The sequence below is a fragment of the Psychroflexus aurantiacus genome (assembly GCF_010820555.1).
GTDB lineage: Bacteria > Bacteroidota > Bacteroidia > Flavobacteriales > Flavobacteriaceae > Psychroflexus > Psychroflexus aurantiacus.
Genome location: NZ_JAAIKD010000003.1, coordinates 69,425 through 95,832, shown reverse-complemented (window position 1 = coordinate 95,832; position 26,408 = coordinate 69,425). Strand labels below are relative to the sequence as shown.

24 protein-coding genes and 2 tRNA genes are annotated in these 26,408 nt (G+C 40.4%); 11 read left to right on the top strand and 15 right to left on the bottom strand.

The annotated features are described in order from the left end of the window. Window positions 1-76: 76 nt before the first annotated feature. Window positions 77-823 (top strand): CDP-alcohol phosphatidyltransferase family protein, encoded by a 747-nt coding sequence (locus tag G3567_RS05845; RefSeq protein WP_317164161.1) that lies wholly within the window; start codon window positions 77-79, stop codon window positions 821-823. Between the two features lie 33 nt (window positions 824-856). Here the strand turns inward: G3567_RS05845 and lnt are convergent, their stop codons facing one another. Further along, a complete protein-coding gene (gene lnt, locus G3567_RS05840; protein ID WP_164004405.1) occupies window positions 857-2,434 on the bottom strand; it encodes an apolipoprotein N-acyltransferase in 1,578 nt (525 codons plus the stop codon). Window positions 2,435-2,553: 119 nt separating this feature from the next. Here lnt and G3567_RS05835 point away from each other — a divergent pair, with 119 nt between their 5' ends. After that, window positions 2,554-3,930, top strand: coding sequence for a sugar transferase (locus tag G3567_RS05835; RefSeq protein WP_164004404.1), 1,377 nt, complete (start codon window positions 2,554-2,556; stop codon window positions 3,928-3,930). Here G3567_RS05835 and G3567_RS05830 read toward each other — a convergent pair whose 3' ends face one another. The 7 genes from G3567_RS05830 to proS form a co-directional block, all read right to left on the bottom strand. Next, the gene (locus tag G3567_RS05830; protein ID WP_164004403.1) at window positions 3,931-4,926 is read right to left on the bottom strand and encodes an ABC transporter ATP-binding protein; all 996 of its coding nucleotides are present in this window, start codon (window positions 4,924-4,926) and stop codon (window positions 3,931-3,933) included. It lies immediately after the preceding gene. Beyond that, window positions 4,910-6,547, bottom strand: coding sequence for an ABC transporter permease (locus tag G3567_RS05825; RefSeq protein WP_164004402.1), 1,638 nt, complete (start codon window positions 6,545-6,547; stop codon window positions 4,910-4,912). Before G3567_RS05825 ends, G3567_RS05830 begins: the two co-directional genes overlap by 17 nt. 7 nt (window positions 6,548-6,554) lie before the next feature. Beyond that, the gene (locus G3567_RS05820; protein WP_164004401.1) at window positions 6,555-7,583 is read right to left on the bottom strand and encodes a Fe(3+) ABC transporter substrate-binding protein; all 1,029 of its coding nucleotides are present in this window, start codon (window positions 7,581-7,583) and stop codon (window positions 6,555-6,557) included. A gap of 121 nt (window positions 7,584-7,704) precedes the next feature. After that, the gene (gene rpsT / locus G3567_RS05815; RefSeq protein WP_164004400.1) at window positions 7,705-7,956 is read right to left on the bottom strand and encodes a 30S ribosomal protein S20; all 252 of its coding nucleotides are present in this window, start codon (window positions 7,954-7,956) and stop codon (window positions 7,705-7,707) included. 27 nt (window positions 7,957-7,983) lie between these two features. Then, window positions 7,984-8,055 (bottom strand) — tRNA-Glu (locus tag G3567_RS05810). Window positions 8,056-8,089: 34 nt separating this feature from the next. Then, window positions 8,090-8,161: transfer RNA gene (locus G3567_RS05805), tRNA-Glu, on the bottom strand. A gap of 63 nt (window positions 8,162-8,224) precedes the next feature. Further along, window positions 8,225-9,703 carry a proline--tRNA ligase gene (proS, locus tag G3567_RS05800; RefSeq protein WP_164004399.1) on the bottom strand — a complete coding sequence of 493 codons (1,479 nt, stop codon included), beginning with the start codon at window positions 9,701-9,703 and terminating at the stop codon, window positions 8,225-8,227. Window positions 9,704-9,805: 102 nt separating this feature from the next. Here proS and G3567_RS05795 point away from each other — a divergent pair, with 102 nt between their 5' ends. From G3567_RS05795 to pyrF, 8 genes are all read left to right on the top strand, one after another. Continuing rightward, on the top strand, window positions 9,806-11,002 hold the full coding sequence (locus G3567_RS05795; protein WP_164004398.1) for a hypothetical protein: 1,197 nt from the start codon (window positions 9,806-9,808) through the stop codon (window positions 11,000-11,002). A gap of 22 nt (window positions 11,003-11,024) precedes the next feature. Further along, window positions 11,025-12,515, top strand: a complete 1,491-nt coding sequence (locus G3567_RS05790; RefSeq protein ID WP_164004397.1) for an OmpP1/FadL family transporter — start codon at window positions 11,025-11,027, stop codon at window positions 12,513-12,515. A gap of 52 nt (window positions 12,516-12,567) precedes the next feature. Next, a complete protein-coding gene (locus G3567_RS05785) occupies window positions 12,568-13,515 on the top strand; it encodes a calcium/sodium antiporter (RefSeq protein WP_164004396.1) in 948 nt (315 codons plus the stop codon). A gap of 109 nt (window positions 13,516-13,624) precedes the next feature. Beyond that, window positions 13,625-15,811 (top strand): glutamine synthetase III family protein, encoded by a 2,187-nt coding sequence (locus tag G3567_RS05780; RefSeq protein WP_164004395.1) that lies wholly within the window; start codon window positions 13,625-13,627, stop codon window positions 15,809-15,811. Between the two features lie 87 nt (window positions 15,812-15,898). Beyond that, window positions 15,899-17,074: an AIR synthase related protein gene (locus G3567_RS05775; protein ID WP_164004394.1), complete on the top strand. Its 1,176-nt coding sequence runs from the start codon at window positions 15,899-15,901 to the stop codon at window positions 17,072-17,074. A gap of 6 nt (window positions 17,075-17,080) precedes the next feature. Then, window positions 17,081-18,139 (top strand): DUF3078 domain-containing protein, encoded by a 1,059-nt coding sequence (locus G3567_RS05770; protein WP_164004393.1) that lies wholly within the window; start codon window positions 17,081-17,083, stop codon window positions 18,137-18,139. An 88-nt stretch (window positions 18,140-18,227) separates the two neighbouring features. Next, window positions 18,228-19,304 (top strand): peptide chain release factor 1, encoded by a 1,077-nt coding sequence (prfA, locus tag G3567_RS05765; RefSeq protein ID WP_164004392.1) that lies wholly within the window; start codon window positions 18,228-18,230, stop codon window positions 19,302-19,304. Between the two features lie 6 nt (window positions 19,305-19,310). Continuing rightward, complete coding sequence (gene pyrF, locus G3567_RS05760) at window positions 19,311-20,123, top strand: orotidine-5'-phosphate decarboxylase (protein ID WP_164004391.1); 813 nt, start codon at window positions 19,311-19,313, stop codon at window positions 20,121-20,123. 56 nt (window positions 20,124-20,179) lie between these two features. On the opposite strand, the gene G3567_RS05755 is transcribed toward pyrF, so the two are convergent. From G3567_RS05755 to G3567_RS05730, 6 genes are all read right to left on the bottom strand, one after another. Continuing rightward, complete coding sequence (locus tag G3567_RS05755) at window positions 20,180-20,434, bottom strand: hypothetical protein (RefSeq protein ID WP_394351400.1); 255 nt, start codon at window positions 20,432-20,434, stop codon at window positions 20,180-20,182. A gap of 24 nt (window positions 20,435-20,458) precedes the next feature. Beyond that, the gene (locus G3567_RS05750) at window positions 20,459-21,997 is read right to left on the bottom strand and encodes a cryptochrome/photolyase family protein (protein WP_164004390.1); all 1,539 of its coding nucleotides are present in this window, start codon (window positions 21,995-21,997) and stop codon (window positions 20,459-20,461) included. A 48-nt stretch (window positions 21,998-22,045) separates the two neighbouring features. Continuing rightward, entirely contained in the window at window positions 22,046-23,356 is a 1,311-nt protein-coding gene (locus tag G3567_RS05745; RefSeq protein WP_164004389.1) for a DASH family cryptochrome, read from the bottom strand. Then, window positions 23,335-23,472, bottom strand: a complete 138-nt coding sequence (locus G3567_RS05740; RefSeq protein WP_164004388.1) for a DUF2256 domain-containing protein — start codon at window positions 23,470-23,472, stop codon at window positions 23,335-23,337. Before G3567_RS05740 ends, G3567_RS05745 begins: the two co-directional genes overlap by 22 nt. Continuing rightward, a complete protein-coding gene (locus G3567_RS05735) occupies window positions 23,472-24,110 on the bottom strand; it encodes a flavin reductase family protein (protein WP_164004387.1) in 639 nt (212 codons plus the stop codon). Before G3567_RS05735 ends, G3567_RS05740 begins: the two co-directional genes overlap by 1 nt. Before the next feature lie 78 nt (window positions 24,111-24,188). After that, entirely contained in the window at window positions 24,189-25,289 is a 1,101-nt protein-coding gene (locus G3567_RS05730) for an alkene reductase (RefSeq protein WP_164004386.1), read from the bottom strand. Window positions 25,290-25,411: 122 nt separating this feature from the next. On the opposite strand from G3567_RS05730, the gene G3567_RS05725 reads away from it, so the two are divergent. Continuing rightward, window positions 25,412-25,762 carry a tRNA-binding protein gene (locus G3567_RS05725; protein WP_164004385.1) on the top strand — a complete coding sequence of 117 codons (351 nt, stop codon included), beginning with the start codon at window positions 25,412-25,414 and terminating at the stop codon, window positions 25,760-25,762. Here G3567_RS05725 and aat read toward each other — a convergent pair. After that, window positions 25,759-26,406, bottom strand: a complete 648-nt coding sequence (gene aat / locus G3567_RS05720; protein ID WP_164004384.1) for a leucyl/phenylalanyl-tRNA--protein transferase — start codon at window positions 26,404-26,406, stop codon at window positions 25,759-25,761. The genes G3567_RS05725 and aat overlap by 4 nt on opposite strands. Between the last annotated feature and the right edge of the window lie 2 nt (window positions 26,407-26,408).

Sequence of the window (26,408 nt, the reverse complement as noted above, 5' to 3'; positions counted from 1 at the left end):
TTTTAGGCAAATATGCCACAATTAATAATATTAAAACTTATTTTGCTTTTTCTTATTGTATCTAAGTTTCTACTTTATGACATTGATAAAACGACAAATCCCAAATTTTATAACCCTGCTTAATTTACTGGCAGGGAGTGTAGCCACTGTTTTTGCAGTTCAGGGCGACCTGAGCATGGCCAGCCTGTTTGTAGTCCTTGGGATTTTCTTCGATTTTTTTGATGGTTTGGCGGCGAGAGCCCTGGATGTCAAAAGCGAGATGGGTCTGCAGCTCGACTCCCTGGCAGATATGGTTACCAGTGGTTTGGTTCCGGGTTTAGTGATGTGCCAGCTACTGTATAGAACTTTAAGCCCGTCTTCAGACTTAGCATTCCTTTCCCCGGAAACCAGCTGGATGGTTTTTATTGGATTCATTATCACCTTAGGATCGGCCTACAGGCTGGCAAAATTTAATATTGACGAGCGGCAAACCGATAGCTTCATCGGCTTGCCAACCCCTGCCAACGCGCTTTTGATTTTGAGTCTGGGTCTTATCCTGGAATACCATCCGGAATCTTTTATGACCCCCTGGATTGAATCGACCTATGTCCTGATTTTTATTTCAGTCCTGAGTGTTTTTTTGCTCAATGCCGAAGTGAAACTCTTTGCTTTGAAATTCAAAAACCTGGATATCAAGGCAAACTGGTACAGGTATTTTATGGTCTTGTTTTCGGTTATGACCCTAATCTGGCTCCACTTTGTAGCCATACCTATCATCATTCTGGTTTATCTCCTGCTGTCTGTCCTGATACCAGAGCCAAAGAACCAGCAGAATAAACAATGATAAAAACAGTCAAATACCCAATCGTGTAGTCATTTAGGTTCTCCTTCTGGTAACCGCAAATAAAAGAATGAACAAGGCTAAGAAATTTGAGATTCGGGGAATATAATCGCCATGCTGGACATAGAAGGTCTCTCCTTCGTATAAGGGTAAATCGTATTTTAAAATAGTTTTCTCGTTGTAGTTTGATTTTTTCAGAACAGAGCCGTCTCTGTCTATAAAACCGGAAATCCCGGTATTGGCACTTCTTGCAACCGCTCTTCGGGTTTCAATGGCTCTAAGCTTGGCGTAAATCCAGTGTTGTTTATGGCCTTGAGTATCTCCCCACCAGGCATCGTTGGTAATGATGGCAAGGGCATTGGCTCCGTTGGAGACATAGCCGGCGACAAATTCGCCGTAAACAGATTCGTAACAAATAATGGGGGCTACGCTGTGACCGGTGTTTAATCTAAAAACACTGCGGTCTTCCTGAGTCGTTTTCATGGCGACCGTTCCTCCCAAATCTATCATGATATCACCGAGCAGGGGTTTCAGAGTAGATTGGTAAGGAAAGTTCTCAACACCAACGACCAGTTTCGATTTATGATAAAATTCCTCAGTGACGCCTTTTCTTTCAAAAACAGCACTGTTGTAATCGTTGAACCAGACGCCCTTTCTTAAGACATTGCTTTGACCGGAAACCTGACTTTCATCCCGAAGGATTTCATACATGGAAATACCAAATAGAATATTGAGCTGCTCATTCTCACTAAGTAGGTCCCTGGCAAATCCTTTGGCTTGTGAATACCTGTAATTTTTGATGTCTATGCCTTCCGCGAAAACCGTTTCCGGGGCTATGAGCAGTTGAGGCTCATCGGTAAGTAGCGGTTGGGTGAGTTTGATTAAGCTGCCGGACATCTTTTGATTATTGGTATCATATTTTTCAGTATAGGGATCGATATTAGGTTGAAGACTTAAGGTTTCAATGCTGTTTTCTGAATCTGTTTCAGGTCTTATCAAAAGACTCAGGGTAATAGGTAGTGCTATAATCAGAATTAATTTTACGCCAGTCCTGAGCAGAAGGCCGGACTCCTTATGTTGCTGATAAAGCAATATGCCTTTAAAGAGGATGAAGTTGGTGATCAAAATCCAGAGACTTCCCCCGAAGGTACCTGTATATTCATACCATTGAATAAAATTAACCTCACTGGCAAATACATTGCCTAAATTGAGCCAGGGCCAGGAGAATTCCCAGCTTAAATGCAATTTTTCAAAGCTTAGCCAAAGCGCGATAAAGAAAGATGAAGCTGCAGTAAAGGCGACGCGTTTAGCAACGATATGGTAGAGGAGAAAAACCAGACTCATCAACAGGGAATTAGCCAAAATGGCAAATATTCCTCCAAAAGGGGTGGAAAAGTAGAGCCAGTAAGTGGTCACTACATTCCAGGTGAAAAAGCTGAGGTAGGCAAGACCGAAAACTTTTAGGTTTATTCTTTTGATATTGCTTTTCCTTAGATTAAATTCAGCGAGTAAAAGGGGAAGGAACCCGATGAAACTTAAAACGCTTAATCCGTTTGTTGGCCAGCTCAAGGCAAGTAATAAGCCTGAAGCTAAGGCTAAAAGTATATGTTTCAAACTAATTTTTTCTTCAAATTTACTTTAAATATGAGGGTTTTTATAATAAGTCAAAAACAAATTTTAAAGAAGCAGCCGTTTTGATTTCTTTTCATAAATTGGTCGGGTCACTATAAACTATGAAATCAAATACAACCACACATTTTGAGATTTCTGAAAGGAAAGTATTGCTGCGAATTTTTGATGTGCTATTGGTCTGGTTGGCCCTTTACTTAAGCACTCATAACTTTGAAATCAATTACTTAACCTTTACATCCGGGTCATGGGTCTGGCTAGTGACTTTAGGGTTCTATATCCTCTTGTTTGGCAATGTTTTCGAAATTTATGATCTGCAAAAAGCAGAATCCAGGAAAGCAATCATAAAAAATCTAATCCTGACCTGCCTTTTAGTAACCTTGTTTTTTCTACTGACTCCTGTTTTAACTCCGGTTCTGCCTGAAAACAGATTTCAAATCCTTTACTTTTTCGGGATTATGTTCCTGACCTTAATCATCTGGCGATTTTTTTATATCGTTGTAATCACTTCCCCTCGTTTTTTTAAACGTGTTCTTATTATCGGTGATGATATGGATATCGATAGCATCGGGAGTGAATTGTTAAAGAATGATCCCAACTATGAAATTAAAGGCTTTATATCTTCTGGAAATGTAAGCTCAGAAAAGTTTAAGGCTTATGCCTTAAAAGATCTTCAGACGGTAATAAGCGAAGACAAAGTAGGAGAAATTGTGGTCGTTAATTCTAAAGCGCGTTTGAGTTCAGAGCTGCATCAGGCCTTGATTCCTCTTTTAAAAACAGGCTTTCCTATCAAAGCCTATGCTCATGTTTATGAGGACATCACAAGTAAGGTCTCTTTGGAATTTATCAATAACGATTTTTATCTCTACTTTCCTTCGAGCAGAAGCAATCAAAACAGACTTTACCTGCTTTATAACCGCTTTGTGGATATCCTGGTAAGTACTATAGGTTTGGTTTTCTGCGTTTTACTCCTGCCTGTTATAGGTGTCGGGAATTTAATAGGTAACCGGGGAAGCTTATTTTACAAGCAGTTGCGGTTAGGTAAATTCGGCAACGAATTTCATATCCTCAAATTCAGGACCATGGTCATGAATGCTGAACCTGAGGGCGCTCAGTTAGCTTTAAAAAAAGATACAAGAGTCACAGCATTCGGTAGATTTTTAAGGGGTAGCCGGCTGGATGAATTGCCTCAATTCTATAATGTGCTTAAAGGCGATATGAGTTTAATCGGTCCAAGACCTGAACGGCCTGAATTTGTAGAAACACTTTCAGCAAAACTTCCCTTTTACGAAGTCAGGCAAATCATAAAACCCGGACTTACAGGCTGGGGACAAGTGAACACCAGGTATGCCAATTCCGAAGAGGATATGGCGGAAAAGCTGCAGTATGATCTCTATTACATCAAGCACAGGAGCGTGTTTCTGGACATGAGAATCCTGCTGAAAACGATAACGACGGTTATCTTTTTCAGGGGTCAGTAACTATTCGTCGAAGGCTAAAACATCCTTTGAATTAAAACCGATTTTAATGGTATTGCCCAGCACGGGTTCACTGGTAACCACGGTTAGATGTTCTCCGTTATCCAGTTTTAAAAGCAACTGTGAGTGTGTTCCCAGGAACGTCCTTTTCAATATTTCGGCTTCAGAGACATAATCACAGTCCTGATTAACGGTGATGCTTTCGTTTCTAATCGCATGGCAGCAATCTTCTTTTAAAGGACATTTAAAGGCGGTCTGCAAGCCTTTGTTAAGCTGAACGGTATTTCCGAATAAAGAGGCTACGTAGATGGACTGCGGTTTTTTGTAAAGTGCCGAAGCTTCATCTTTTTGGACCAGTTTTCCGTTCTGAAGGATTAAAATCTCATCGGCTACCGCCAGGGCATCCTGGGTGTCATGCGTCACGAAAATAGCGGTAACCCCTGTTTTTTTGATGATATTGAAAACTTCGTTCCTAAGCCTGTACCGCATCATGGCATCGAGATTACTAAAAGGTTCGTCAAGAATCAAAACCGAAGGTTTTGGGGCGAGTGCTCTGGCCAAAGCGACTCTTTGTTGCTGTCCACCGGACAGTTCGTGCGGATATCTTTTTTCATAGCCTTTTAGCCCGACAAGGTCGAGGGTTTCTAAAGCAGTATCTTTTTTTGACTTTGATTTTTTAATACCATACACGACATTATCCAGGACTGAAAGGTGCGGAAACAAGGCATACTCCTGAAATACCATCCCCACATCTCTTTTCTCCGGAGCCACATTCTTTTTGATGGAGGCCACAAGGTGATTTTCAATATGGATTTCTCCGGAATCCAATTCCTCAAGGCCTGCTATAAGACGGATGAGCGTCGTTTTGCCGCTTCCGCTTTCACCTACCACCGCGCAAATATCACCCGGATTCACATGGAATGTAACGTCTTCCAGAGCTTTTACCTTTCCCTGGTCGAAGGATTTGGACAGGTTGGTTATGTTAAGAGTTGCTTGCATTCTTCAAAAGTAACTTATTTAAAAAAATGGCCGGGATTAATGCCGTTAATATTATGAGAAGAGAAGGAAGCGCTGCAGAACTTACCATTTCGTCACTTGCATATTCAAAAGCTTTTACAGCCAGGGTATTGACATCGTAGGGTTTCATAATTAAAGTAAGTGGCAGTTCCTTTAAAATATCGATAAAGACTAAAATAAAGGCACTCAGCATGCCTACTCTGATCAGAGGAAATTCAATTTTGAAAAATGTTTTGAAATTCCCTTTACCTAATACCTTGGAAGAATCGGATAAACTTCGATCGATTTTCAGGCTTGAGGATTCCAAAGGCTGATAGGCGACCGCCAAAAATCGAACAACATACGCATACACCAAAGCTATCAGCGTTGCATTCAGAATCAATTTTGAAGTGATGTTTTTTTCAATGAGCCATTTGTCTAAATACAAACTTGGAATTAGAACCCCGATAGCTATGATTATCCCGGGAATGGCATAACCCAGAACACCGAGTTTTGAACTGCTTTTGAGCAATTCAATTTTATTCCATTTGGTAAAGAAGAGCAGGAGCAAAGCAAATAAAACCGTTATGGATGCGGTTAAAAAGGCAATTCCAAAGCTTTCCAGAGTAACCGAAATGAATTCGACAGTCCAGACGCTAGCAAAGGTTTGCTTTAACCAGATGAGAAGTTGAATGACGGGCAGAACAAACCCCAGGAAAACGGGTACAAAACAAATGACACTAAACCAGACCTGGTTGGCTTTCTTAGGCTTAATTCTTGAATTATAGTTTTGTTTTGACGTTTTTGCGGCCGTAAAATTGAGATGTCTTCTCTGCCATTTTTCAAAAAGAATCAGACCAAAAACAATCAGTAATAAAATCGCGGAAAGATAGATAGCCGTTTCTGGCTCACCGAGGGAAAACCAGGACCTGAAGATTCCTGTGGTGAAGGTGCTGACTCCGTAATAGCTTGCTGCTCCGTAATCGTTTAACACTTCCATCAGCACCAAAACCAGTCCTGCTAGAATAGCTGGTCTGGCTAAGGGGAAAATGAGTTTAAAAAAAGATTTGAATTCACTTATGCCCAGCATTCTTGAGGCTTCAAGCAGATTGGTGGCCTGAGCTAGAAAGAAGGTTCTGCTGCTCACATACACATAAGGGAAAAGCGAAATACTGAGAATTAAGGAGAGTCCATAAATATTCATAACCTCTATTCTGAAATCACCATTTCCGAAAAACTCCATGAGTTTTGAAAATAGTCCGGAATATCCAAAGACACCGGCATAAGCATAAGCCATGATATAAGCAGGTACTGATAAAGGAAGGATAAGAAGCCATTCCAGTTGTTTTCTAAAGGGGAATTCGAACCTGGACACAAGCCAGGCTGTCGTCACTCCAAAAAGGATAACTATGACGGAGCAAAATAGAGCGAGCAGGAAAGAATTTTTTAAATAATCGAATAAAACATAGTCTACAATATGATTCCAGCTTTCTCCAGGACCCCCAAATAATTTAAAACCGATGGTCAGAATGGGAACAGAGACTATACCCAGGATTAACAACAACAAAAGAGACCAGCGGTTGAGGTCTCTTTTGAGTTTGAAAAATCTATTTTTTAAGTTCAATTAAAAACTATTTCCAGCCTGCTTTATCAAAAATAATGACAGCTTCCTTGTTATATTCTCCCAGTTTATTGAGGGATAAATTATCTTCTTTGAAGTCTCCCCAAGATTTTAAGATTTCTGCGGGCTCTACATTTGGATTTACAGGATATTCAAAGTTGGAACCTGCAAAGATGTTTTGAGCTTCCTCCTGGAGAAGGAATTCAATAAATTGTATGGCGGCTTCCTTGTTGGGTGAGTATTTTGCAACCCCTATACCGCTCACATTAATGTGTGTTCCCGTAGTTTCCTGGTTTGGGAAAAAGATGTTGACGCTTTTACCGGCTTCAACTTCGCTTGAATCTTCAGAATTCAGGAGCTTTCCTATATAGTAAGTATTTACAATAGCGAGGTCACCTTCGTTATTGGCTACCGCTTTCACCTGGTCTCTGTCATTTCCTTTGGGAGCTCTTGCCATATTTTCAACGATGCCCTGAGCCCATTCTTCAGCAAATTCTTCACCTTGATTTGCTATTATAGAAGCTAAAAGCGATTGGTTGTAGATATTTGAAGAACTTCTTACCAGTATTTTATTATCCCATTTTTCAGTAGCTAAATCAGCGTATGTGGATAATTGTGTTGAGTCAACTCTGTCCTTGGCATAAGCAACCACCCGGGCTCTTTTGGTTAAACCAACCCACTGTCCGTCTTCATCTTTAAGGTAGTTTGGAACTATGGAATCTACAAGTTTGGATGAAAAAGACTGGAGTAAACCCTGAGATTTGGCCCGGTAAAGTCTGCCGGCATCTACAGTGATGAGTACATCGGCAGGCGACTGCTCACCTTCCAGGTTCATTTTTTGAATCAATTCGTCGGCGCTGGCGTTGACGATATTGAGCTTAATACCGCTTTCCTCTTCGAAGCGTTTGAATAATTCCTGATCCGACTCGTAATGTCTGTGCGTGTAAACCGTGAGTTCATTTTCAGTTTCTTTTTTGTTGTCAGACTTGCATCCGATTACAAATACTGAGATAAGGAGTAAGTAAATTATTTTTTGCATGGGTTTATTTTTTTCACAAATTTAAATAACTAAACTTATTTAGACTTAATATTAATAACTTTTTTTCGCAAAAAAAAATGGTCTCATCAAAGAGACCATTTAAAAAGTTCTGTATTAAAGCTTATAAAGCAGCAACATGCTTGGTTAACTGAGACTTTAAGTTAGCAGCCTTATTATCATGAATGATATTTTTCTTTGCCAACTTATCTACCATTGAAATTATCTCAGGAAGATTTTTTAAAGCCTCGTCTTTGTCCTCAGTAGCTTTTAATCTTCTGATGGCATTACGAGCAGTCTTGTGCTGATAGCGGTTTCTTAAGCGCTTTGCTTCGTTGCTTCTTATTCTTTTTAATGCTGATTTATGATTAGCCATAACTTTTAATTATAAAAATTTTAATAGTAGTCCGTAGGGGAATCGAACCCCTGTTACCAGGATGAAAACCTGGCGTCCTAACCCCTAGACGAACGGACCGTGTTAAAAAATGTGATTAATGAACTTAAACTTGTAGTCCGTAGGGGAATCGAACCCCTGTTACCAGGATGAAAACCTGGCGTCCTAACCCCTAGACGAACGGACCATTAAATTTGCGAGTGCAAAAATAACCAATTATTTAAATTGCACAAATGTTTTATTCGAAAAATTAATAAGCTTTTGCAAATAAAACGCGCTGAGCAGAATCTCTCCCTGTAAACATGCATTTTCCAGCTTCTTTATCTCCTGAAAAAGGAATACAACGAATAGTAGCTTTGGTCAATTCTTTTATTTTTTCTTCTGTTTCTGCGGTGCCATCCCAGTGTGCTGAAATAAAGCCGCCTTTGGATTCTAAAATGTCTTTAAATTCTTCAAAACTGTCTGCTTTAGTGATGTGATCATCTCTGAAGGCTTTGGCCTTGTTGAATAATTCCTGCTGAATGTCTTTGAGCAGGTTTTCTATCAGGTTCTCCAGTCCCTCCTGTTGTTCAAAGGTTTTGGATAACAAATCTCTTCTGGCCAATTCAACACTGCCTTTTTCAAGGTCTTTTGGACCGATAGCGATTCTGAGAGGAATTCCTTTAAGCTCGTATTCGGCAAACTTCCAGCCCGGTTTATGTGTGGTTCGGTTGTCGTATTTAACCCGTATGCCTTTAGACCTCAAAGCTTCAGCAATGGCATTTGCTTTTTCAGAAATAAGTTCGAGTTGCTCATCATTTTTGAAAATCGGAACAATGACAACCTGAATTGGAGCCAAATTTGGAGGTAATACCAGTCCGTGATCATCTGAATGCGTCATCACCAGCGCGCCCATCAGCCTTGTGGACACTCCCCAGCTGGTTGCCCAGACGTATTCCTGTTTTCCCTGGTCTGAGGTAAATTTAACATCAAAGGCCTTGGCGAAATTTTCACCTAGAAAATGAGAGGTTCCGGCCTGTAGGGCTTTTCCATCCTGCATCATGGCCTCAATACAATAGGTTTCTACGGCACCGGCAAATTTTTCACTTTCAGATTTTAAGCCTTCAATAACGGGTATCGCCAAAAAGTTTTCAGCAAAATCTGCATACAGGGCGTTGATAAGCTCTGCTTCTTCTACCGCTTCTTTTTTAGTAGCGTGAGCGGTATGTCCTTCCTGCCACAAAAATTCGGTGGTCCTCAGAAAAAGCCGTGTTCTCATTTCCCATCTTACCACATTCGCCCATTGATTTATTTTGAGCGGGAGATCTCTGTAAGATTCAATCCATCCTTTAAACGTGTTCCAGATCACCGCTTCTGAAGTTGGTCTGACCACCAGTTCCTCGTCTAATTTGGCTTCAGGATCCACCCTTAATTTTCCAGGGCGATCGGGGTCGTTCTGCAATCTGTAATGCGTGACTACTGCACATTCTTTAGCAAAGCCCTCGGCGTTCTTTTCTTCAAGTTCAAAGAGAGATTTAGGCACAAATAAAGGGAAATAAGCGTTTTCGTGCCCCGTTTCTTTAAACCGCTTATCCAGTTCGGCCTGCATTTTTTCCCATATGGCATATCCATAAGGTTTTATAGTCATACAGCCCCTTACTGCAGAATTTTCTGCGAGATCTGCTTTAACCACCAATTCATTATACCACTTGGAATAATCTTCTTTTCTACTTGTTAGGCTTTTTTTCATTATATTTGGTTTGGCACAAAAGTTGCACCTATATTAATAGTTATTTTTGTTAGTGCAAAACTAACTAATTTAGATAATAGTAATAATATAAAACCACAAGTTATGATACTTTCAAACAAAATTTTTAATTCGATTACATTAGGAATGTTATCTGTGGTTTTCTTGACTTCGTGTTCGTCTTACAGAAATGTAAATTCTGCATCTGATGGAATTTATGGAACTAACGATCCTTCGGAGACTAGAAGATCGGTTTCTAATGCAAATGATATGCAAAGAAATGCAAATCAGGAGTCAGAAACCTACACGCGATTTTTTCAGGATCAGGGGCAGATGATTTCTGAAGCCCGAAATGCAAATAACGAAGTCTTCGTAGATGTAGAGAATTATTCTTCAGACGATGGAAATTATTCAGAAGAAGAAAGATATTATGAGGAACCTGTATACAATGGAAATAACGCAGGATGGGGCACTAACCCTACTACCGTAAGTGTCAATTATATCAACACGGGTCCTTCATGGGGCTGGGGTCTTGGTCCAGGCTGGGGCTGGGGCGGTTTTGGTAACCCTTATTTTGGAGGTTTTGCCGGTCCCGGATGGGGCTGGGGTAGATTTGGCTTCGGTGGTTTCTATGGTCCTGGTTTCGGATTTGGAAGTCCGTTCATCGGTGGGTTATATGGAGGATTCTACGGATCAACCTTCTATGATGCCGGTTATGGTCATCCGTTCTACTTTGGAATGGGTTATCCCAGAGGTATTTATAGAGGATACAATACTGTAGCTTTAAACAGGGCTAACCGAATGTATCGCAATGCCTATGGTCAAAATTATTTAACCGGTACCCGATCTCAAATAGCAGATTTAAATGCAGATCGAGGAAGATCCAGTGTCTCACGTGTTGCCCTGGATAGAAACAGGAGTAATGTCTCAAGAACTTCAAGTAACAGGGTTTCGAGGTATTCTAATAGAGTCAGAAATTCAAGAAGCGTGGGGGTGAGAACGTCTGGGAATTATTCCAGAGCTGGTATTAGAAATACGGAGGGCGTTGATGCTCGAAGTCGATCCAATTCTACCTATAGAAATACATCTTCCAGAACGCGATCTTATAATCCTTCTGCCACAACCAATAGAAGCAGCGGTGTGCGTTCTTCATCAAGAACCTCCAGAAGCACCAGTACGCGAAGCTCTGGCAGTAGTTCCAGAAGTTCTGGTGTAAGAAGCAGCAGCGGAAGTTCAAGATCCTCAGGAGGCAGATCTTCCGGAGGCAGATCTTCAGGCGGAAGAAGTTCAGGAAGAGGATAATTCAATTTAAAGAGACTTTAGAATGAAAAAAGTAATACTAGTATTTCTACTGATGAGTTCGAGTGTTTTTGCTCAGGATATTACAGATGCTTTAAGATTTTCTAACAACAGTATTAATGGTACCGCCCGATATACAGCTATGGGCGGTGCCTTTGGTGCGCTTGGGGGAGATGTTTCAGCTATTCAAATCAATCCTGCAAGCTCAGCCGTTTTTTTAAACAATACATTTTCGGCCTCGCTGGACTTAACGGATAACACTAATGATGCATTTTATGGTGGTAGTTTTACCACCTCATCCAGCTCCGATTTTGATTTAAATCAATTGGGAGCTGTTTTTGTTTTTACCACCTCCAACGAAAAGGCCTTGTTTAAAAAACTGACCTTCGGATTTTCGTATAACAGGTCAAATAATTTTAATGACGACTATTTCGTGAACGGGACTAGCGATGAAAGCATTTCAGGTTATTTCTTAAACAATGCACAAGGGGTTCCTTTAGATTTGCTCACCCCTCGTAATGGTGAAAGTCCTGCAGATTTATACAGGTTTTTAGGCGAAAATGAAGATTTTGCAGCTCAGCAGGCTTTTCTGGGTTATGAGACTTTTATCATAGATGCCCTGGATCCTTCAGACTTGAACAATACAGCCTATGTCAGCAATGTTTTGGGATCGGATTTCAGTCAAAATTACTCAGAAGAAACCAGAGGTAATTCTGGTAAATACACGCTAAATGGCGGTGGAATGATTGGGGATAGATTACATCTGGGTCTCAATTTGAATTTTCATTTTTTAGATTACAGACGGTTTACAAAGTTTGATGAGTTTAATTCCGGATCCGGAGTGACCGATATCTTTTTTGATAATGATTTAACTGTGAGGGGCAGCGGGTTTTCGTTTCAACTGGGCGGTATAGCCAAAATTACGAAAGGATGGAGAGTAGGGGCTACTTACGACTCCCCCACCTGGATGACCGTTTCTGAAGATCTTTTACAGCGTTTAGAAACTGTAAGGTCACCAAATGAAGTTTCTATTCTTGATCCCAGAGTTTTAAACATTTATCCAGATTATGATTTTAAAACACCAGGCCGTTTATCTTTAAGTACAGCTATCGTTTTTGGAGGCGCTGGATTGATTAGTTTTGATTACAGTTACAAAGATTTTTCAGCCATGGAGTTTACTTCAAACGGATTTGAAACCCAAAACCAGGACATTGCAAATTTAATGACCAGCGCTTCTACCTTCAATTTGGGTGGCGAGTACAGAATTCTCAATACCAGTTTAAGAGCCGGCTATTTCCTTCAGGAAAGCCCTTATAAAAATGAAACTTTTTTGGGAGACACGACCGGTCTCTCATTTGGTTTAGGCTTCAATTTTGGAAATTTCAACTTAGATTTTTCCTATCAGCGGGTGGAGCAGGATCGGCAGGGTATTTTATATTTTACAGGTTTAGCTCAGGAGTCTCAAATTCAGAGTACCTTCAATAATTATATGGCGACACTCTCATTTAATCTTTAAGAAAGCCGAGAGATTTCTCTCAATATCCTATTTTCGCTGAAAAATTTTTTCAATGGATATTTTTTTACTGATAATAGGACTGGTGTTTTTGGTGGTTGGCGGAGAATTTCTGGTCAGGTCTTCTGTGGCACTTTCCTTGAAATTCAATATTTCGAAAATGATCATCGGGCTTACGGTGGTCTCATTTGCCACTTCTGCTCCAGAACTCCTGGTAAGTTTACAGGCAGCATTATCGGGGTATTCTGATATATCTCTAGGCAATGTCATTGGTTCCAATATTGCCAATATAGGCCTGGTCTTAGGTTTAACGGCTATTATTTCTTCAATGGATATCGACAAGGATTTCCTTAAGTTAAACTGGCCTGTGATGATGGTTTTGTCAGGCCTGCTTTATGTTTTTCTATATACAGAAAACAAAATTTCAAGGATAGAAGGGATAGCCCTGCTTATTTTAATGGTGATTTTTATTTTGGTTTTGACACGAAAAGCCATGAAAGGTGAGGTGGAGGTCTCAGACGAAGTTGATGAGAACTTAACGCATACGTCTGGATTCAAAATCATTATGTGGCTTATCATTGGAGGTATTGGTCTTTATTTTGGCTCAGAATTTCTCGTTTTAGGCGCTGTGGGCATTGCAGAGTCTTTCGAAGTTAGCGAAAGAGTCATATCGGTGACTATGATTGCTATTGGTACCAGTGTTCCTGAACTGGCTGCTTCCATTATAGCAGCCTTAAAGAAGGAAAACGGCATTTCCTTAGGGAATTTAATCGGTTCCAATATCTTCAACATTGGTTCGGTGATTGGTATTACCGCGCTCATTCAGCCTATTTTTCTTCAGTCTGAAGAAGTGCTGTCGGTCGACATCTTATGGATGATTGGGTTTTCGCTAGTTCTTTTACCCTTAATATTCCTGCCCGTTAAGAACAGGTTGTCCAGATATAAAGGTGTATTTCTATTTTTAGCCTACTTGATCTTTGTATTTTCAGCCTTTGGGGGGTAAATAACAGGGGTAGGTATTGTTAAATATTTATTTTTTGAATTTAGACCCTCATTTTTTTATTCATACCTGAAAATTATTTACTTTTGATTGAATTTAAAATTTAATCCAAATGGCTATTTTAAGATTTAATGCTTTAAAAGAAACACTTCATCGTACCCCCGTTAAAATTCAAGAAGAAGAACGCAGATCAGACCTTTTTGGTAGAAATGTGTTCAATAAAAAGGCCATGCGCCAATACCTCACAAAAGAATCTTACGATAGCTTAATCAATGTGATCGATAAAGGCCATAAAATAGACCGTTCTCTGGCTGATAATATCTCAACAGGAATGAAAGAATGGGCTATTTCCAAGGGAGCAACAAACTATACGCACTGGTTTCAGCCCCTAACGGGATCCACTGCAGAAAAGCATGATGCATTTTTCGACACCTATGGAGACGGTGAAGCCATGGAAAGATTCAGCGGATCTCAACTCGTGCAACAGGAGCCTGATGCCTCAAGTTTACCGCACGGAGGAATAAGAAATACATTCGAAGCCAGAGGGTATACAGCCTGGGATCCTTCCTCGCCAGCCTTTGTATGGGGACCAACCCTTTGCATTCCAACCATATTTGTCTCTTATACAGGAGAAGCTTTAGATTATAAAACACCCTTATTGCGTTCGGTTTCTGCTTTAGATAAAGCGGCGACTGACGTGGTGAGGTATTTCGATAAAAAAGTAAATAAAGTCATAACCACCTTAGGATGGGAGCAGGAGTACTTCTTAGTGGATTCTGCACTGGCTTCCACACGTCCGGATTTAATGATGTCTGGAAGAACACTGCTTGGGCATTCGCCAGCGAAAGGTCAGCAGCTGGATGATCATTACTTTGGATCTATTCCAAGTCGGGTTTTGAGTTATATGCGGGACCTGGAGAGAGAATGTATGCTATTGGGTATCCCGGTCAAAACAAGACACAATGAGGTGGCGCCCAATCAGTTTGAGCTGGCCCCCATCTTTGAAGAAGTAAACCTGGCGGTCGATCATAATTCCTTACTGATGGATGTGATGGATAAAGTTGCAGAACGTCATCACTTTAAAGTTTTATTTCATGAAAAGCCTTTCCAGGGCGTAAATGGCAGCGGTAAGCACAACAACTGGTCTTTGGCGACAGATACAGGTTCCAATCTGTTGAGTCCCGGAAAGACCCCTATGAAAAACATGAGGTTCCTTACGTTTTTCATCAATACCATCAAGGCTTTTTATGAAAACGAGGAGATTATAAGAGCAACCATAGCTTCTGCGTCCAATGATCACAGGCTTGGCGCTAATGAAGCACCACCAGCCGTAATGTCGGTATTCATAGGCTCGCAACTGACCAAAGTTTTAAATGAATTGGAAAAAGTGACCGACGGGAAGCTTTCTCCTCAGGAGAAAACGGAATTGAAGCTGAATGTGGTTGGTAAAATTCCGGAAATTTTGCTGGATAACACCGACAGAAACAGAACCTCTCCGTTTGCCTTTACCGGAAATAAATTTGAATTGAGAGCCGTAGGATCTACCGCTAACTGTGCTGATCCCATGACCGTGCTTAATGCCATTGTCGCCAAACAGCTTATCGAATTCAAAACAGAAGTGGATGGTCTTATTTCAGATAAAAAAATGAAAAAAGACGATGCGATCTTCAATGTTCTCAGAGAATACATCAAATCATCCAACAAAATTAGATTTGAAGGAGATGGTTATGGCGAAGCCTGGGAAATTGAAGCGAAAAAACGCGGCTTGAGTAATTATAGAAATACTCCGGAAGCGCTTAAAGCCAAGATTTCTAAAAAAGCCATCGATCTTTTTGCGGAATTGAACATCATGAACGAAAGAGAGGTCAAAGCCAGATACGAAATCGAAATTGAAGATTATTCCAAACACATTCAGATTGAAGGCAGAGTTTTAGGCGATATCGCCAGAAACCACATTATTCCTACTGCTATAAAGTATCAAAACGTACTTATCAAAAATGTGAAGGGATTGAAAGAAATCTATGGTTCGGAATTTAAAAATCAGGCCAAGCAGCAGATGAATCTCATCGAAACCATCTCTGAGCATATCGAACAAATAAATGAAAAGGTAGAACAAATGATTGAAGAGCGTAAAAAAGCTAACGCACTTAAAGATCCAACCAAAATGGCATTTGCCTACTGTGATCAGGTCAAGCCTTACTTTGATGACATTCGTTACCACTGTGATAAGTTGGAATTGCTGGTCGATAATGAAATCTGGCCAATGACTAAGTACAGAGAGTTATTATTCACTAAATAGACACAGGATTAATTTTCTTATCAACCCAGTTTTGGATTACAGCCAAGACTGGGTTTATTTTTTATAAATTTGTACAAATTTTTAAAGATGAGTGATCAAGCCAGATATGCAAAACGAGGAGTTTCTTCCCAGAAAGAAGATGTTCATAAAGCTATAAAACATATAGACAAAGGACTGTTTCCTCAGGCTTTTTGTAAAATTATCCCCGACTATCTAACCGGTAGCGAAGAACACTGTATCGTCATGCATGCAGATGGTGCTGGCACCAAATCTTCACTGGCTTATTTGTACTGGAAAGAAACCGGAGATGTATCGGTGTGGAAAGGTATTGCACAGGATGCGCTTATCATGAATATTGATGATTTGCTGTGCGTGGGGGCAACAGATCACATCCTGGTATCCTCAACCATTGGGAGAAATAAAAACTTAATTCCCGGAGAAGTGATTGCTGAAATCATCAATGGGACTGAAAACTTAGTAAACGATCTAAAAGAACACGGAGTTCATATTTATACAACCGGAGGGGAAACGGCTGATGTAGGAGATTTGGTTCGCACCATCATCGTTGATTCTACGGTTACGGCGAGGCTGAAAAGAGAAGATGTCATAGACAATGCCCGAATAAAAGCAGGCAATGTGATTGTAGGACTTTCTTCGTCTGGGAAAGCCACCTATGAAACTGAATACAACGGCGGCATGGGAAGTAATGGCTTAACCTCTGCCAGACATGATGTGCTGACTCATGCTTTAGCCAAGAAATACCCGGAATCTTTTGACCCTTCAGTTCCTGAAGATTTGGTTTACTCGGGCTCCAAATCTTTAACCGATGAAATTTCAAAAGATCTGCCGGATGTGGGTAAACTCATATTGTCGCCTACGCGGACCTATGCCCCGATTGTAAAAAAGATATTTGAAAAACTGGGAACAAAATCCATTAATGGGATGGTGCATTGTAGTGGAGGAGCACAAACCAAAATACTTCATTTTGTAGAAAACTTGAAAATTATAAAGGATAATATGTTCGAAGTTCCTCCGTTATTCAAACTTATACAAAGCGAAAGTCAAACCGACTGGAAGGAAATGTATCAGGTTTTCAACATGGGACACAGACTCGAGTTTTATGTCGATGAATCTGTAGCTCAAGACCTCATAGACATTTCCAGGAGCTTTGGAGTTGAGGCTCAAATTGTTGGTCGGGTGGAGACTTCCCAAAAGAAGTCTCTAAGTATTTTTTCAGAACATGGTCATTTTGAGTATCAATAAATTTCAATGAAAAACCTTTTAATCAGTATGCTTTTTTTTGGATGCCTTGTCCAGGGAAATGCTCAGTCTTTCGGTCAAATTCAGAAAGTGGAACCAGTTGGCGATCAAATTTATCCAGTGGGGGCTACACCATTTATAACCACAAGTTTCGATATCGTCGATTTTTATGAATTCAACTTCAATGAAATCGTTCCCAGAAGCGGTCGAACAAGCTTTTGGGAAAAAGTGAATAAGTTTACGTTCGATCTGAGTGAAGTTGCGTTCCTGAACTGGAATGCAGGGGGATCTAATTCTATATCGGGTCTTTATGGGATGAACATAGCCAGAACTTATAAAAACGATGGCTTTAGGTGGGATAACCAGTTTCGGTTTGTATACGGAATCAACCAGCAGGAAGGTCAGGAACTTAGAAAAACCGAAGATGATTTAGAAATTACTTCCTCTTTTGGTTATGAAGTGTCTAAAAATTCCAAGTGGTTTTATTCAGGAAAATTCAGATTTAAAACTCAGTTAGCAAGGGGATATGATTATCCGGATACCGAAGTGTCCATATCAGAATTTATGGCTCCGGGTTACGTGTTTCTGGGTGTAGGCGCTAAATTTGTTGAGCCTAATAAGAAGTTTGAACTTTACTTGTCTCCTTTAACCCAGAAATCGACCTTCGTCCTGAATCAACGACTGGCCAATCAAGGCGCTTTCGGGGTTCAGAAAGCCCTAAAAGATGAGGAAGGCAATATCATTAAAGAAGGTAAAACCTCCAGGAATGAATTTGGTATTTTGGTCACCAATGAGTTTGAACAAAAGCTTTTTGAAAGTACCGTGCTTTCCAGCCGCTTGAGTTTATATACCGATTACATCAATAACTTCGGGAATATAGATGTGGACTGGGAGCTGGTTTTTGATTTTAAGATCAATAATTTTATGAGAGCGAGTCTTGGTGCTCACATCCGGTATGATGATGATATAAAAGTCAAAGAAGCAGCAGCAGACGGCACGCTTGTAGAAGTAGGTCCCAGAATACAACTGAAGCAGCAACTCGGTGTCGGAATTGTTTTAGACTTGTAAACCAACTTCATGTTCACTGCGTAATAAGCTTGCTATCCATTCTATAATTCGCTATAATTCACTTAAATTTGCATCACATTAAATTCATATGCTAGATAAATTAAACTTTATAAAACAACGATTCGATGAGGTGAGTGATTTAATCATTCAACCCGATATCATGTCGGATCAAAGACGTTATATAGAACTTTCTAAAGAGTACAAAGATCTCAAAGCGATCATGGATGAGCGAGAGGCTTATGTGGAACTGAAAAATAATCTTCAAGAAGCAGAGGAAATCATTTCCAGTGAAACTGATCCTGAAATGGTAGAAATGGCAAAGCTTCAATACGACGAGGCCAAGGATGAACTGCCAAGGCTTGAGGAGAAGATACGGATGATGTTGATTCCTAAAGATCCAGAAGATGCCAAGAACGCAGTGGTGGAAGTAAGAGCTGGAGCCGGAGGGGATGAGGCGAGTATTTTTGCAGGAGATATTTTTAGAATGCTATCTAAATACAGCGAAGCTAAAGGCTGGAAGGTCGATGTTGTGGATTATAGCGAAGGAACCAATGGAGGATATAAAGAGATTCAGTTTGAAGTTTCCGGCGAAGATGTGTATGGAACTTTAAAATATGAAGCCGGAGTTCATCGGGTACAACGCGTTCCGCAAACCGAAACTCAGGGACGTGTGCATACCAGTGCTGCTACGGTTATGGTGTTTCCCGAGGCTGAGGAATTTGATATTGAAGTCAATCCGAAAGATGTGCGTGTCGATTATTTCTGTTCTTCCGGTCCTGGAGGTCAGTCGGTCAATACGACCTATTCTGCTGTAAGACTTACGCACGAACCTACGGGAATTGTAGCTCAATGTCAGGATCAAAAATCACAGCACAAGAATAAAGAGAAAGCGTTCAGGGTACTGCGGTCCAGACTATACGAAATGGAACTTGCCAAAAAGCAGGCAGAAGATGCCGAGAAGCGTGGGTCTATGGTCACAAGTGGAGATAGAAGTGCTAAAATCAGAACTTATAATTATGCCCAGAGCAGGGTTACCGATCATAGAATAAACCTCACCCTTTACGAACTGGACAATATTATCAACGGGGATATTGAAAAAATTATTAATGAATTGAAACTTGTCGATAATACAGAGAAGCTTAAGAATATTTCTGACGATTTATAGAACCTCATGAACATCCAAAAGCTTATCCAGCAGATTGAAAAGAAAAAATCCATGCTTAGTGTTGGGCTGGATGTGGATTTGGATAAAATACCCAAACATCTTCTCGATCTTGAAGATCCTATATTCGAATTTAATAAAGCGATCATTGACGCCACACAAGCCTATTGCGTAGCCTACAAGCCCAACATCGCTTTTTATGAAGCCTACGGTCTTAAAGGATGGAAATCCTTAAAGCGCACTATAGAGTATATCAACGCTTACTATCCTGAGCAGTTTACAATTGCAGACGCCAAACGCGGCGATATTGGAAATACCTCTTCGAGGTATGCCAAAGCGTTTTTTGAAGATTTAAACTTCGATTCTATTACAGTGGCTCCTTATATGGGTAAAGATTCGGTTGAGCCTTTTTTAGAGTTTGAGGGCAAGCACACCATACTCCTTGGATTGACTTCAAACCCTGGTGCTGAAGATTTTCAGTTTCTGAAATCTGATGCTGAATTTTTATTTGAAAGCGTGCTTAAAACCTCTCAAACCTGGAAAAACAGTCAGCAGCTCATGTATGTTATTGGAGCGACCAAAGCAGATTATCTAAAAACCGTAAGAAAACTAGTGCCAAACAGCTTTTTACTCATTCCGGGAGTTGGTGCTCAGGGCGGTTCCTTGGAAGAGGTTTGTAAATTTGGTCTTAATGAGAATTATGGTTTACTCATCAATTCGTCCAGAGGCATTATATATGCTTCTTCTAAAGAAGATTTCGCCGATAAAGCAGGCTTAAAAGCTTTAGAATTACAAGCTGAGATGGCGAAATACATAAACTAAAAAAGCTTATACATGGTTACGTATAAGCTTTTTTAAGAAGGTCAAATTTAGTTGGACTACATTTCTTCTTTAGTCTCTTCAGCCGCTTCTTCAGTTTCTTCAGCTGCTTCTTCCATAGCGTCACCAGTCTCATCTGCTGCATCTTCCATTGCATCGCCTGCTTCTTCCATAGATTCTTCAACAGCTTCTCCAGCTTTCTCAGCTTCGGTTTTTTCCTCTCTACAGCTTACTACACCTAGTCCGAGTAAAGCTGCCATAGTGATTGATAAAATTGATTTTTTCATTTTGTTTTGATTTTGTTTAAGTCCCAAAAGTATATAATTTTCTGAAATATTTTAAAAATTGTTTGGATTATTTATAATTTCTTTTGAGCGTCTTATATGTGTATCCAGGGTGTCTTTGTTCATCTTTTTGAGAAGGCTCATCATCATATTCATCCTTTGATTGTTTTTGAAATGTTCCTGCTTTTCATGTAGAAAATTCCAGTATAAATTATTGAAAGGACAGGCATCTTCTCCCTCTTTTTTACTGACCGAATATTTACAGGATTTGCAGTAATTCCCCATCTTATTGATATAACTCCCGCTGGAGACATAAGGTTTGGTTGCGACAATACCAGCATCTGCAAATTGACTCATGCCTCTGGTATTGGTGAGTTCTACCCATTCAATAGCATCTATATAAACACCCAAATACCAGGCGTCTACTTCGTCGGGATCGGTCATTGTCAACAGTGCAAAATTCCCTAAAATCATGAGTCGTTGAATATGATGGGCGTAGGCCTCATCCAGGCTTTGGTTTACAGCATGTTTAAGGCAGTTCATATCGGTTTCTCCTGTCCAGTAGAACTCCGGAAGTTTATTGGTATTTCCAAGTTCGTTTTTGGATTTATAGCCCGGCATTTCTTTCCAGTAAATGCCTCTCATAAATTCTCTCCACCCCAGGATTTGTCTCACGAAGCCTTCAATTTGAGAAATATCGATGTCTTCTTTATGCTCATAATAATAGTCCAGGGTAGTTTCGATGACTTCTTTAGGCGATAGCATTTTGCTGTTCATCGCAAATGAAAGCCTGGAGTGGAATAAAAATTTTTCGTCGGTATGCAGGGCATCTTCATAATCTCCAAAATGAACCAAAAGATGGTTACAGAAATAATCTAAAACCTCAAGGCATTCGTTTCTGCTGGTTGGCCAGGGGAAGTGGTCTTTATCAATTCTCCCCATGGTCTTTACATCCATGGCTTTTATTTGCTCTAAAACCGCCTCTACATCTTTATCGAATAACTTAGCCTTTGGGATTTCAGGTTTTCCGGTCCATTTTTTTCGATTGCTTTTATCATAATTCCACTTCCCACCTTCCGGTTTATTATCATCGAGCATCATGATCCCCTGTTTTTTTCTCATGTCTCTGTAGAAATACTCCATCGTCATTTCTTTCTTTCCTTCAAAAAATTTTTCTATGTCTTCTCTTTTGGTATAGAAATGTTCGGTGTCGTAAGCTTGGCTTGTAATGTCGAGCTTATTGCAAAAGGTTTTTAATTTGATATCCAGACGGTATTCATCCGGATACAGGTATTCGAAATGTTCTATGTTTTCCTGTTCAATGAGCTTGTTGAGGTTGGAGGGCAGATCCTGTTCATTATTCTTATCGTCGATTTGATAATACATGACCCGATGTCCGTCCCTTTGAAGTTCTTCTGAAAAATTTCTCATGGACAGAAAATAGGCGACTACTTTTTGAATATGGTGCTTGACATAGTCGGTTTCCTGTAGCGTTTCTGCCATGAAATAAACAACATGGTCATTTTTTTCCTGAAACCAGGAATGCTTATGATTAAGCTGATCGCCCAGTATGAATCGTAATGTCTTTTTCATAACCTGAATTTTTAAATAACAATTTTTCTAACCTCTAACCTCTAACCTCTAAAATAAACTCTCCTGCAACCAGGTACGCTGAAATTTTCCGTTGGTATCGTAGCGCTCTGCCTGACTTTTTATGTTGAATTTCCGATCTCTCGGGTCGTTGCCAACACCGGAGTTATACATCCAGTTGCCCCAGTTGCTGTGCACGTCATAGTCAATAAGCATGGCTTCGAAATACGCCGCACCGATTCTCCAGTCCTGTTTCCACTCCTTGGCCCAGTAGCTGTTCACGTTCTGCCTGCCGCGATTGCTCATGAAACCTGTCTTTTGAATCTCGATCATATTGGCGTTTACAAAGTCCTCTGGTGTGTTGCCGTTGATCCACTGGCTTAAAGCTTTTTCACTGTTTCCCCAATCGTATTCCTTGTTTAAAATACCTCCCAGCCGGAAGATGTTATTCCCGTGTTTTAGCGAAATGTATTTAAAATAATCCCTCCAAATCAGCTCAAAAATAAGCCAGTAGGTATCCTGATTTTTCTTGATTTCTTTCTCAAATTTCTTGACTTGATGATAAATGGACACGGCAGATATACTGCCATTGGCAAGCCATGCCGAAAACTTTGAACTATAATCTGTACCCAGCAGTCCGTTTCTTGTTTTCTTGTAGTACTGTAACTTTTTGGTGTCCCAGAAATAATAGTGCAGTCGCTTCCAGGCGGCGTCTTCGCCTCCCTGGAAAGGAAAGGCAGAACGCTCATCGGTCTCAAAGTCTTGCAGACCCAGATCTGACAGACCCGGTATTTTGGTGTTTACATGCTGTAAGTTTTTCTCGGGACGTGCTTCCGGAACTGGAATTTCTTCTCTGACCTGACTTTGCTTTTCGCATTTTTTCCTGAAATTGGTATACACTTCAGGGATCTGACTGAAGTCGTCGTAAGGCACATCATCAGGATGAAATAGAAACTGGTTGTAATGCTCTGCGAAGCGGGTATCTTTTAAGACCGATCTGACGGCATGTTCAACCTGCTTTTCTTCCTCAGTCCATTCCGTCTGAAAAAATACGTTTTTGATGCTGTAGTGTTCTGATAGATTTTCGAATACTTTTGCCGGTTCATCCTGTTCCACCAGTAGACTGATGTTTAAACTTTTTAGGTTATCCGAAAGTTGTGAAACCGTTTCTATCAGAAATTTAGCTCTGTATTTTTCGGTTTTTTTGAAGCCGTACGCAGTGGTTTCATACTGCTTCGGGTCAAAGCAGTAAACACCGAGCACAGGTTCCGCATGCTGACAGGCTTCGTATAATGATTTTTGATCTGTTGTACGCAGGTCGTTTCTAAACCATACGATGTTTAGGTCTTGTTTCTTTTGCATTTTTCGCTACAATATTTGACGTTATCCCAGTTTTTTTCCCATTTTTTTCTCCAGGTAAATGCTAAGCCACAGGTGGCACATATCTTTTCGGGTAAATTAACTTTCTTATGTGCCATTAGTGGTTTAGCGGTTTTAATTCCTGGTTTGGTCTGGCGTAAGCGTACCTCTCGATGAGTTTCGTTTTAACGTAACCATCCAGGCCAATAATTCCGGCTGAACCGGCCCTGCTTAAATCCAAAAACCCATCCTTGTCCATTATACCCTCCTCGACCATTAAGTGCTGAATTTCTCCAATGATTAATCGGCACCCATGTTCTTCGATGAAATAGTCGTTGATGTATTTACAGCCCATTTTGATTTTGGACTCCTTGACGAAAGGTGCTTTACAATCTGCTATGAATTCTTCGGTTAATCCAACTTCTTTAAATTCAGAAATTTCCTTATCATAACTGGCAGAGGTCTGATGCGCTTTGTCAATAAAATCCGAATGAATATGATTCACGGTAAAATGACTGTTTTTTTTAAAATTAGTGTAGGAGTGACGCTCTACCGTGGTAGGTCTGAGCATAAAACTCAACATGGGAGGATTGCTGCCCAGATGAATAACAGAATTGAATACAGCCAGATTACTCACCCCGGCTTCAGAAATTGTACCGATAAGATTGCCAGACTTTAACCCGCCACACGAATTGATGAGGTGCATACGCTCTAAACCTGGTAAATTAAGGATGTCTTCTTTTGAAAAATGAGTCATAAAAATAGGCCGATGATTAATCGACCTAAAATTAAATATTGTTTAATTATTTAATGTTAATTATTAAACAAAGTATGCTTATTTTTTATCCTCCAGTTTCGGATAATCGGTATAGCCTTCTTTTCCGGGCACGTAAAACGTATCTTCATCCCAGTCCTGTAATTCTGCGTTTTTTTCAAACCTGATTGGTAAATCCGGATTGGAAATAAATAATTTGGCATAAGAAACCATATCCGCCTGTCCTTCTTCAATCACTTTGTTACCGCTTTCCTGATCGAATCCTGCATTTATCATCAGATTTCCAGTGTACAACGGTCTGAAGTGTTCAGCGATGTTAGAGACCAGAAAATCTTTATCGCTTACGTCGTTAAAGGGTTCAGATAAGTGTAAGTAGGCTAAATCATAATCATTGAGTTTTTTGACGATATACTCAAAGGTTGGGATGGTCTCCTCATCGGCTTCCATTCCAAAAATACCGTGCAGCGAAGGATTTAAACGCACTCCAATTCTATTTTCTGGAAAAAATACTTTAACGGCATTAAGAATTTCAAACAAAATCCTGGCTCTGTTTTCGATGGAGCCTCCATATTCATCGGAGCGCTGGTTGGATGTTCTGTTAAAGAACTGGTGTAGCAAATAGCCGTTTGACGAATGGATCTCAATACCGTCAAAGCCGGCGTCTACAGCATTTTTAGCCGCTCTTTTAAAGTCCTGAACCGTTTGCTTTACCTCCTCTGTGGTCATTGCTCTGGGTTCTACGGTATCCTTAAAGCCTTCAGGGGTATAGGCCTGTGTGTTTGGATTCAAAGCACTGGGCGCAACAGGTTTTTCCCCGTCTTGGAAATCTGGATGGGATATTCTGCCCACATGCCATAACTGAACGAATATTTTACCATCTTCCTCATGCACAGCTTCGGTTACCTTTTTCCAGCCTTCAACCTGTTCCGGCTTGTAGATTCCCGCGGTGTTGATATAACCCACAGCCTGAGATGAAACCTGAGAGCCCTCACTGATAATAAGCCCGGCACTTGCTCTCTGCCTGTAATACTTGGCGTGAAGATCTGTAGGCGCATTGTATTCGTTATCGGCTCTGCTTCTGGTCATAGGAGCCATGATCACTCTGTTTTTCAATTCCATATCACCTATCTGAATAGGCTTTAATAAAGCTTGTTTACTCATAGTTGCACTTTTTTTTTGTAAACTTAATGTTTATTAAATCCCTGTTCGTTAAGGCAATTATAAAATAAAGTAACTTGTATTGATTTCGATATAAGTAAAACTTATGCTTAAGCTAGCTATTTATGAAGAATACAACTGAACAACAGTTGACCTGGACTGATTTTCAAAATGTTGATATGCGGGTAGGAACGATTTTAAAGGCTGAAATTTTCAGGGAAGCCAGGAATCCTGCTCTAAAGCTTGAAATCGACTTTGGCGAGTTTGGCATCAAGCGTTCATCAGCTCAAATTACCCAACTTTACAGGGCAGAAGAGCTGATTGGAAAACAGGTTATTGCCGTGCTCAATTTTCCTCCCAAACAAATCGCTACGATGATGAGTGAGTGCCTGGTTTTGGCAGCTGTAGATGGCAGTTTAGGAACTTCCCTGTTATCGCCGGACCACAGGGTCGACAATGGCACTCGGATTTCTTAAACTTTAGAATGCAGAAGAGTCAAAAAATTATGTCTGCTGATTTCCTCTGCCCCAAGACTTTCAAGATGTTTGGTGTAGACCTGACAATCGATCAGGCTGATGCCGTTCTTCTCCATATTTTTGACCAGCGTAATGAAGCCGTATTTTGAAGCATTATCGACTTTGGTAAACATGCTTTCACCACAGAATACATTTTTATCTTTCAACAAGATCCCGTACAGGCCTCCAACAATGTTGCCGTCTTTCCAGACTTCAACAGATTTTGCCAGTCCGGCTTCATGTAATTTGACATAGCTCTGAATCATATCCTCAGTAATCCAGGTTCCGTCCTGTCGTTCTCTATTGATATCAGCACACTGACGAATCACGAATTCAAAATCCTCATTGTAGGTGACCTTAAACGCTTTTTCCTTAAAAAGCTTTTTCATGGATTTAGAGATCTTCAGGTTTTCAGGGAATAAAACCATTCGGGGGTCCGGACTCCACCAAAGTATGGGCTGTCCTTCCTCGTACCAGGGGAATATCCCATTTTCGTAAGCCACTTTTAGGCGTTCCAGACTTAAATCACCCCCAAAAGCCAGTAAGCCCTTTTCATCTGCGAATTTGGGATGTGGAAATATGATGTCTTTAGTCAGTTTGTACATGG

Bases quoted from the DNA above. Each gene is read 5' to 3' on its own strand.
- G3567_RS05845 (WP_317164161.1), top strand. From the start codon at position 77: ATGACATTGATAAAACGACAAATCCCAAATTTTATAACCCTGCTTAAT.
- G3567_RS05835 (WP_164004404.1), top strand. From the start codon at position 2,554: ATGAAATCAAATACAACCACACATTTTGAGATTTCTGAAAGGAAAGTA.
- G3567_RS05830 (WP_164004403.1), bottom strand. From the start codon at position 4,926: ATGCAAGCAACTCTTAACATAACCAACCTGTCCAAATCCTTCGACCAG.
- G3567_RS05820 (WP_164004401.1), bottom strand. From the start codon at position 7,583: ATGCAAAAAATAATTTACTTACTCCTTATCTCAGTATTTGTAATCGGA.
- rpsT (WP_164004400.1), bottom strand. From the start codon at position 7,956: ATGGCTAATCATAAATCAGCATTAAAAAGAATAAGAAGCAACGAAGCA.
- proS (WP_164004399.1), bottom strand. From the start codon at position 9,703: ATGAAAAAAAGCCTAACAAGTAGAAAAGAAGATTATTCCAAGTGGTAT.
- G3567_RS05795 (WP_164004398.1), top strand. From the start codon at position 9,806: ATGATACTTTCAAACAAAATTTTTAATTCGATTACATTAGGAATGTTA.
- G3567_RS05790 (WP_164004397.1), top strand. From the start codon at position 11,025: ATGAAAAAAGTAATACTAGTATTTCTACTGATGAGTTCGAGTGTTTTT.
- G3567_RS05785 (WP_164004396.1), top strand. From the start codon at position 12,568: ATGGATATTTTTTTACTGATAATAGGACTGGTGTTTTTGGTGGTTGGC.
- G3567_RS05780 (WP_164004395.1), top strand. From the start codon at position 13,625: ATGGCTATTTTAAGATTTAATGCTTTAAAAGAAACACTTCATCGTACC.
- G3567_RS05775 (WP_164004394.1), top strand. From the start codon at position 15,899: ATGAGTGATCAAGCCAGATATGCAAAACGAGGAGTTTCTTCCCAGAAA.
- G3567_RS05770 (WP_164004393.1), top strand. From the start codon at position 17,081: ATGAAAAACCTTTTAATCAGTATGCTTTTTTTTGGATGCCTTGTCCAG.
- prfA (WP_164004392.1), top strand. From the start codon at position 18,228: ATGCTAGATAAATTAAACTTTATAAAACAACGATTCGATGAGGTGAGT.
- pyrF (WP_164004391.1), top strand. From the start codon at position 19,311: ATGAACATCCAAAAGCTTATCCAGCAGATTGAAAAGAAAAAATCCATG.
- G3567_RS05750 (WP_164004390.1), bottom strand. From the start codon at position 21,997: ATGAAAAAGACATTACGATTCATACTGGGCGATCAGCTTAATCATAAG.
- G3567_RS05745 (WP_164004389.1), bottom strand. From the start codon at position 23,356: ATGCAAAAGAAACAAGACCTAAACATCGTATGGTTTAGAAACGACCTG.
- G3567_RS05740 (WP_164004388.1), bottom strand. From the start codon at position 23,472: ATGGCACATAAGAAAGTTAATTTACCCGAAAAGATATGTGCCACCTGT.
- G3567_RS05735 (WP_164004387.1), bottom strand. From the start codon at position 24,110: ATGACTCATTTTTCAAAAGAAGACATCCTTAATTTACCAGGTTTAGAG.
- G3567_RS05730 (WP_164004386.1), bottom strand. From the start codon at position 25,289: ATGAGTAAACAAGCTTTATTAAAGCCTATTCAGATAGGTGATATGGAA.
- G3567_RS05725 (WP_164004385.1), top strand. From the start codon at position 25,412: ATGAAGAATACAACTGAACAACAGTTGACCTGGACTGATTTTCAAAAT.
- aat (WP_164004384.1), bottom strand. From the start codon at position 26,406: ATGTACAAACTGACTAAAGACATCATATTTCCACATCCCAAATTCGCA.